Raw genomic sequence first — 7,998 nt, forward strand, 5'->3', positions numbered from 1 at the left:
GGGCCGCTTCATGCCCGCCCCCGCGCCTAGACATCCACAAACAGCCGCTCTTGCCCTGCTTACCCGCCGTGCCCCGACGGTGACGCCACCGAAATGCGGCCCCCTCACCGAAGGAGCACCCCGCCCATGAACCTCCGACTCGAATGGGCCGAGTACACCAGCGGCGCCCAATTCCTCTTCCCTGGCGAGGACATCGACGGTGCCACCGTCCACGGGCGACTTCCCCGGCCCGTGTGGCGTGCCTATCCGCCTGCCCAAGGTCGCGGCGACCTGCGACGCATCGCCTTCAACGTCGAGGAACTGGCCCGCGCCCGGTTCCTTCCCCCAGGTCAGGGCGATGCGGTCCGGTCCTACGGCGGCATGCGAAGGCCCCGCCCGCAGGTGCGGACGGGGCTGGTTGGTCCTGTTGCGACAAATGGGTGCCGGGCACGTTCCGCAGCAGTGCGGCGGCCATCGCCAGGAGAAGCGTCAGTCCCCCGGCAGGACTGGCCGTACAGCCTCGACGGCGTCCTGGGAGGGAGATCCGGCCGGCCACCACTGGCCGGACTGCTTGCGGAACGGGTACCAGTGACCGTCTGGTCCGTACCGCAACTCGACATTGTGACCGACCAGTTGAAGGCGGCCGCCGGTGCGGCGCAGTAGGGGAGGGCCGGGCAGGCCGGGAAGCGGCCGGGTCAGGAGTTGTTCGCGTGCCATGCTCTCCGCGGCACGCGGTGGCACCTGGCCTCCGTCGAGGACGGCCAGTGCGGGTCGGCCCCCGTGCTTCCACGCCACGCTTGCCCGCGCGAGCCGGGCGCGCGCCTGGTCTGAACTGTTCAGCAGGCGGCCGACGACGCGAGGGTCGTCGTCCGCTCGTGCCGCGCGCCGGACGGTGTCCAGCCAGGGGTCGGTGTCGAGCCACAGCCGGGCGGCGGGGGCGGCTCCGGTGGCGACCGCGTGGCTGTAGGCGTCGGCGGCACGGTGGGCGGCGTCGTCGGCCAGCGTGCGCAGCCGGTTGGGGGCGACAAGGCTGTCCTCGTGGCCCGGATCCGGGAACGGGCCGACGGTGACGGGCCCGGTCGCCGGGGCGGGAAGCTCCGGCAGGGGAGGCAGTCCGCCTTCCTGTCTGGCCCGCGCGAACGCCTCGCCGGCCGGGACTCCGCGAGCCGCGCCCGTCCTGGTCAGTTCCGCTTCCTCGGCTGCTTGTTCGGCAGCGGCGGCCTCGCGTTCGGCGCACCGGAGCGCTGCTTCCTCACGGACGAAGTCCAAGTGGTGGCCGCGGAGCAGCAGGAGGGCATCGGGGCGGGCGTCGGTGGCGCGGGCGTACTGGTAGGAGACCGCGGCGGCGTGTTTGCAGGGGAAGCCCCAGTCGGGGCAAGTGCATTCGTAGTCGGTGAGGCCGGGCCCGGGTACCAGGGCGATGTCTTCGGCGACGGCGATACGCGCGGTTGCCTCACCGAGCTCTCCGCGGGACAGTTCGGCGGCGGCGTCGACGTCGTCCGCCCATGCCTCGAGCAGCCGGTCCGCCTCCGCCTCGGGCAGTTGGGGAACGCGCAGCGTGACCTTGTACGGGCGGCGGCCGCTGCCGGTGACCCGGGCGGATAGTTCGCCCGCGCGTACGGTGATGTCTCCGACCGCCCCGCGCCGGACGTAGGTTCGGGCACGATCGAGCCTTGCCGCGTGCCCGGAGTCCCGTCTGCGGGGACTCTCCAGGGCGGCGATCCACAGGATGCCCCACGGCCCGTCCGCCAGCTTCCGCTGTCCCGGTACCGGCGGAGGCTTCGGGAGGACCAGATCAACGGGGCGCTTCCCTGTGCCGTTGCGGCTCATCGGCTGCTCCGGTCGGTGGTGGTGTGCAGGGCGACCAGGTCGGCGAGTTCGTCGTCGGTGAGGTCGCTGATCGCGGCCTCTCCCCGGTTTCCGCCGAGGACCGAGTCCGCCAGGTCGCGTTTGGACGAGATGAGCTGTGCGATGCGTTCCTCGACGGTGCCTTCGGTGATCAGCCGGTGGACCTGGACCGGCTGGGTCTGGCCGATACGGTGGGCGCGGTCGGTGGCCTGGTCCTCGACGGCGGGGTTCCACCAGCGGTCGTAGTGGACGACGTGGGACGCCCGGGTGAGGTTGAGGCCGGTGCCGGCTGCTTTCAGAGAGAGCAGGAACACTGGGACCTCGCCCCTCTGGAAGGCGTCGACCATCTCCTCGCGGCGGGGCACCGGTGTGCCGCCGTGCAGCAGGAGCGTCCGCACGCTGCGGCGGGCCAGATGCGCCTCCAGCATCCGCGCCATCCGCGTGTACTGGGTGAAGACCAGCACGGACGCGTTCTCGGCCAGGAGGACGTCGATCAGTTCGTCGAGGAGTTCGAGTTTGCCGCTGCGTCCGGTGAGGCGGGCCGCCGTGTCCTCCTTCAGGTAGTGGCCGGGATGGTTGCAGATCTGCTTGAGGGCAGTGAGGAGTTTGAGGACCAGGGCGTGCCGGGTGATGCCCTGTGCGTTGCGGATCTCGTCCATCGACTCCCGTACATGTGCCTCGTACAGCACCGTCTGTTCCCGGGTCAGCCGGACTGGGTGGTCGGTCTCGGTCTTGGGCGGCAGCTCGGGGGCGATGCCCGGGTCGGACTTGTGGCGGCGCAGCACGAAGGGGCGGATGAGGCGGCCGAGCCGTCCGGCGGCCGCCGCGTCAGCCTCGGCCTCGCTGCCGCGGGCGGCGCGTTCGGCGGCCCGGCCGTAGCGGTCCCGGAAGGCGGTCAGCGGGCCGAGCAGGCCGGGCGTGGCCCAGTCCAGGAGCGACCAGAGTTCGGTGAGGTTGTTCTCCACCGGTGTACCGGAGAGCGCCACCCGAGCCTGGGCAGGGAGGGCGCGCATGGCCTTGGCAGTGACCGAGGCGGGATTCTTGGCGTGCTGCGCCTCGTCAGCGACCACGAGTCCCCACGGTCCGGCCTCGCAGAGGTCGGACAGGTCACGGCGGAGTGTGCCGTAGGTCGTGAGGACGATCTCCCCGGGCCGGAAGTCACCGAGGTCCCGTGCGGGTCCGTGATGGCGGCGCCAGGGCGTGCCGGGCGCGAACCTGTCGATCTCCCGCCCCCAATTGCCGAGCAGCGAGGCGGGACATATCACCAGGGTCTGGCCGCAGGCCGTTTTCGGATCCTGCTGTCGGCGCAGGTGGAGGGCGATGGTGGTGATGGTCTTGCCGAGCCCCATGTCGTCCGCGAGGCAAGCACCCAGGCCGAGACGGGTGAGCCGGTCCAGCCAGGCCAGGCCACGCAGCTGGTACCCGCGCAGGGTGGCCTCCAGCCCGGCGGGAGGCAGCAGTTCGGCATCCGCAGCATGCTCCGGTGCGGTCAGCCGCTCGTGGAGGGAGGCAAGCCATCCGTTCGGCCGCACCGGGGTGACGGATCCGTCGTCGCCCGCCACCTCGCCCGTGAGGACGGCCGTCAGTGCCTCAAGGGCGCCCAGTTCGCGTGACCGAATCCGGGCCTTGCGTGCCAGCGACTCGTCGACGACGACCCACTGGTCCCGCAGCCGCACCAGCGGGCGCCCGGCCTGTGCCAGCCGGTCGAGCTCCGCAGGGGTGAGAGTGCGGTCACCCACCGCCAACTCCCAGCGGAAGGAGAGCAGCGCGTCGGGTGTGAAGAAGCCCGATCCCTCCAGTTCTTCGTCCGGCGAACCACTCCCGGGCTCGACGACTGCCTGTACGACGAGGTCCCGGACCAGGTCCTTCGGCAGGTGCACCGCCACACCCACCTGTGCCAGGACAGCGATGCCGTCGTCCAGCAGGGCGAGAAAGGCGTCGTCGTCCACGTCCAGTGCGTCCGGCCCGGCCGGTTCCAGCAGTCCGGCGAGTGCGGGCCAGACCTCGGCGGCCGCACGCAGCGTCGCATCGACCCACGCACGGTCACGAGGACCGAATCCGTCCACGCTCCCGCATCGCACCTCGGCCAGGTCTGCGAGCAGCAACGGATCCGCCAGCGAGCGCACCTGGGGCACACACCGCACCGTTGCTCCGAGGCGGTCCGTAGCGCCCGCGCCCGTGCTGTTGTCGGCGCTGTCGAAGTCCGCCTCCGTCGTGTCCGGCAGTTCAAGCCGGAGGGAGAGCTGGACGCCGGCGTCCCGGCCGTCGGCGACCTTGGCGGCCCAGCCCCACAGCCCCGGCAGATGCCTGGGGTCCCGACCGGCGAAAGCGGCCTGCCCTGCAGCGGCGGCAGCGGCGGGCGTGCGCGGCAGCAAGTCGGCCACCGAGTCCAGGAACAGACGCAGCCGGTCGTACGGATGTGGCAGAAGCAGCGGAATACGTCCACGCCCGGTCTGCTGCAACGGAGTCGCGTACGCGGCGGGGTCAAGGGATCCGGCCAATGCCCGTACCCAGCCGGCGTCCTCTTGCGAGAACGGCCCCAGCCTCCAAGCGTCGTACCCGCCGGCACTCAGCCCGGGCAGCAACAACCCTCGGCCGGCCATGTGCAGCGCGTAGAGGGCCGCGTGGCGCCATGCGGCACCTGTCGCGGTAAGCCGCTCCGGCGGCTCGTCGAGCAGCAACGGCAGAACGTCAGTGAGCGGGCGCACTACTACTGGAACGGCCCGTCGCCGCCCGGCGCGACCGTGTGGCAGGACCACTAGGAGCTCTTCGGTAGGAGCATCGGCCGGCAGCCGCCCACCCTGGGCGTGGAAAGCGATCCGTCCGGAGCGCGGGGGATCGCCCGGCAGGAACACAGCCGTGCACCCCCTCAGATCCTCCCACCACACCGGGTCGAACACGACGGTCCCGGGAACGGGTGATACCTGCTCCGGCTCCGGACTTACGGGCCGATCCACAGGCTGCCGTTGTGGGAAAGGGATAAGCCCCATGGACAGGTGGGGATCATCGATCTCCCGACCGTCCACATCAAAGTACCGAGCGCTCTGCTCCCGGCCTTCGTCGTTCGTGGTCACCACGCGGTAGACCGTGGCCATCGTCTGGTTCCTCTGCCGATGTCCCCCAGCCGCACCTGCCGCCGGTTTCCTACTGATTGCCCCAGCCGCGAGTCCACCGACCGGATTGCCTCAACGCTACCGGATCGGACAACCTCGCAGTGAAGCTGTCCGCGATCGTGGACGCTCCGTCTCGTGGCGCGACCTACCGGTCGCAACAGCCGAGGCCACCTCCGCCCGACTGACCGTGGCATCACCGCCGATACCGGCGGGCGCCAACGCTGAGGGCCACGGAGAGATCTGCGCCCACCGGCCGGGTGTGTACCGGACCGTGTGCGCGCCGGGTTTCCCGTCCGCATAGGCCGACGCGTTCACCTCCCACCAGCGGCTTAGCGCCCGCACCACGGGACCGGGCAGCAGACGTGCCCCCATCTCGCGGTCAACCGCATCCACGCGGTCCTGTCTGCTCACGATCCGCTCCCGGCCTGACGTGCCGCCGCGTCCGGGGTGGGAGCGGCGGAGTCCGTAGGCTCGGACGGCTGCGGTCCGCTCCCGGATCTCGCTGCGCCGCTGTGGCCGCTTTGCGCGGGTGGGTGGAGGTCATGGCCGTGCCGTCCTTATGGCCGGTCCCACGATCCGGCGCCTGCTGGGTGGCGTGGCCACACGCGGGGCGCTGTGAGTGAAGCGGCGCGTCAGGGCCTACCTGTCCGCGTCAGTCGTGGGCTGAGGCAGCACTCGGCCGGGCACCGTCACAGCGCAGCAGGGGGGCGGCACCAGCCAGGACAACGACGGACGCCCTGCCGACGTCACGGCGCGACGGCCGGCCTGCCGGGTCCCGGTTGCGGAGCGGCGTGCGAAAGCAGGCCGGGCTGCCCAGCGGCAGCCGCCGCCGCGTCCCCGGGCTGCGGCGCGAGGAGGTCGCCGTGCTGGCCGGGGTCAGCACCGAGTGGTACACGCGGCTGGAGAAGGGCCACATCAGCGGTGTGTCCGAGGACGTCCCATCCCGGGCAGCGCGAGCTCCTGCCAGAACATGTGCCCGACCAGCCCTCGCACGCTGAAGTCCTTGAGCACGCCGGGCTCGTTCCACGCGGCGGCGACGCCGGGTTCGGCCGCGAGGTCGGCGACCGTCCGCAGGGCGTCCAGGAAGGCGTCCCGAATCCGGCCGCCCCGCCAGTTCCACGGCTCCGCGATGACTGTCACGGCCTCATCCCACCGTGCGCGCCTCGCGCTTACAAGCCGTTTTCACGAACCGGGGTTCAGGCCCTCGGAGCGCCGCTGCGCATGCCCAGGCGTCGGGTCCAGATACACCCGGCACACCGCCGGGAACGCCTCGTGCAGTCGCTGCTCGGCCCGCTCGCAGGCCCACTCGACCTCGGCGGCGGTCGACAGGTCACGGAAGTCGACCTTGGCCGCCACCAGGGCCTCCCCCGGCGCCTGCACCAGCGTCGTCAGCTCCAGTACCGCCTCGATGTGCTCCACCTGCAGGAGTTCCGCCCGGATCCGCTCCCGCACCGGGCGGGGCAGCGGCCGCCCGATGAGAAGCTCCACGTTCGACCGGCCGAGCACCCAGGCGACGTACAGCAGCAGCACGCCGATGGACAGGGAGGCGATGCCGTCCCAGACCCCGGATCCCGTGAGCTGCCCGCCCAGCAGGCCGCCCGCCGCCAGCACCAGGCCGATCAGCGCGGCCGAGTCCTCCAGAACCACCGCCTTCACGGCGGTGTCGGGCGTGTGCCGCAGATAGAGCCGGAAGGGCATCCCGCGGCGGTCCGCGTCACCGCGCGCCTGGCGCACCCCGGTCCGCAGCGAGAAGCCCTCCAGCACGAAGGCGACCGCGAGGACGATGTACGACACCCGCGGGTCACCGAGCGTCTCGCCCCTCGTCAGGGTGTGGATGCCGTCGTAGAGGGAGAAGGCCGCGCCGCCGACGAAGGTGGCGACTGCGGCGAGCAGCGCCCAGACGTAGCGTTCGGGGCCGTATCCGAGGGGATGGTCCTCGTCGGGGGGTTTCCGGCTGCGCTTGAGCGCCGTCAGCAGCAACACCTCGGTGACCGTGTCGGCGACCGAGTGCGCGGCCTCGGAGAGCATGGCGCTAGAGCCGCTGATGAGGCCGGCCGCCACCTTGGCCATCGCGATGCCGAGGTTGGCGAGGGCGGCGACGACGACCGTGAGGGTACTTCCGACGCCGGTGTCCCGCTGGTCCGGGTGCAGAGCTTTCGCCATGTCCCTCAGTGTTCCCGCGGAACCCGTACCATGCCTTCCTGGATGACCGAGATGGCCAGGCGCCAGTGCGTGTAGATGCGGGCCTGACCGAGGCCGCGGCCGCCGTATGCCGACGGGGACTTCTGGTCGTACAGCAGCCACTCGTCGGCTCGGAACGGCCGGTGGAACCGCATCGCGTCTCGCCGAGCGCGGCAACCCCGCCCTCGCTCAGGTGCCGGGCGACGATCTCCTCGGCGTCGGGATGCACGCCGAGCCCGAACAGCGCCTTCATCTGCGCCTCGCTGACGGTGCCGGACAGCCAGAGCAGCCGCGGCCTGCCCGTGCCACATGCCGGGCGGCACTCCCGGCGCGCTGGAGGACCCCGTCAGCTCGAGGCTCTGGGCACCGTCGCCGAGGGCGATGCCCAGCCGGTAGTAGCGCTCCCGCCCCGCTGTGATTGCCTCCGCCGCCATCCCCACAACCACCACAAGACCACCGCGGACGAGGGCGGGGCGGGCGCTGCCCGACGCCAGACGGCGAACCTCCCAGGGCCCTGGATGCGATCTTCGACCGCGTCCCGCCGGGAGGGGCATCGGCCCTCAAGGCCGGTGCGGGGTCAAACGTGCCAGAGGTGCTCGGCAACCCGCCTGCCACCGCCCGGAGGGCTACACAGCCCACACCACCACCGGCCCTCACCCAAGACCCGGCGCCCGGGGCGTCCACGTGCCACCGGCACGCGGACCCGGCCGCCCTCCCCCGTCTCCAGGAGGCCGCACCTGCCGGTGCCCCTCCCCCACCCGGTGCGGCCCGGTGTCCCGTGAGCGGGACCGGGCCCGGCGGCGGGGGTGCTACGGCCTGGGACGCGGCCGGCTCACCCGCGGGGGGCGGCGGGGGGGGGGGGCGGCCCGCCCCGGCG

4 protein-coding genes and 2 pseudogenes are annotated in these 7,998 nt (G+C 72.0%); 1 reads left to right on the plus strand and 5 read right to left on the minus strand.

Going from position 1 to position 7,998, the window contains the following annotated elements; translation table 11 throughout:
* Window positions 1-468 precede the first annotated feature (468 nt).
* Window positions 469-1,809: an SWIM zinc finger family protein gene (locus ACWEN3_RS35755; RefSeq protein ID WP_452979645.1), complete on the minus strand. Its 1,341-nt coding sequence runs from the start codon at window positions 1,807-1,809 to the stop codon at window positions 469-471.
* Window positions 1,806-4,817, minus strand: a complete 3,012-nt coding sequence (locus tag ACWEN3_RS35760; RefSeq protein ID WP_452979650.1) for an SNF2-related protein — start codon at window positions 4,815-4,817, stop codon at window positions 1,806-1,808. The genes ACWEN3_RS35755 and ACWEN3_RS35760 overlap by 4 nt, the downstream gene beginning before the upstream one ends.
* A gap of 902 nt (window positions 4,818-5,719) precedes the next feature.
* Between ACWEN3_RS35760 and ACWEN3_RS35765 the strand changes: the two are divergent.
* Window positions 5,720-5,899: pseudogene (locus ACWEN3_RS35765) on the plus strand (transcriptional regulator); the annotation flags it as partial.
* Here ACWEN3_RS35765 and ACWEN3_RS35770 read toward each other — a convergent pair.
* From ACWEN3_RS35770 to ACWEN3_RS35780, 3 genes and pseudogenes are all read right to left on the minus strand, one after another.
* Entirely contained in the window at window positions 5,856-6,080 is a 225-nt protein-coding gene (locus ACWEN3_RS35770) for a hypothetical protein (protein WP_452979653.1), read from the minus strand. The pseudogene ACWEN3_RS35765 and the gene ACWEN3_RS35770 overlap by 44 nt on opposite strands.
* 42 nt (window positions 6,081-6,122) lie before the next feature.
* Window positions 6,123-7,103: a cation diffusion facilitator family transporter gene (locus ACWEN3_RS35775; protein ID WP_452979647.1), complete on the minus strand. Its 981-nt coding sequence runs from the start codon at window positions 7,101-7,103 to the stop codon at window positions 6,123-6,125.
* A gap of 5 nt (window positions 7,104-7,108) precedes the next feature.
* A pseudogene (locus ACWEN3_RS35780) lies at window positions 7,109-7,279 on the minus strand (acyl-CoA thioesterase II); the annotation flags it as partial.
* Window positions 7,280-7,998: the final 719 nt, after the last annotated feature.

The sequence above is a fragment of the Streptomyces sp. NPDC004561 genome (assembly GCF_053602155.1).

Coding starts and splice junctions, on each gene's coding strand:
- ACWEN3_RS35760 (WP_452979650.1), bottom strand. CDS start 4,817: ATGGGGCTTATCCCTTTCCCACAACGGCAGCCTGTGGATCGGCCCGTA.
- ACWEN3_RS35775 (WP_452979647.1), bottom strand. CDS start 7,103: ATGGCGAAAGCTCTGCACCCGGACCAGCGGGACACCGGCGTCGGAAGT.
- ACWEN3_RS35755 (WP_452979645.1), bottom strand. CDS start 1,809: ATGAGCCGCAACGGCACAGGGAAGCGCCCCGTTGATCTGGTCCTCCCG.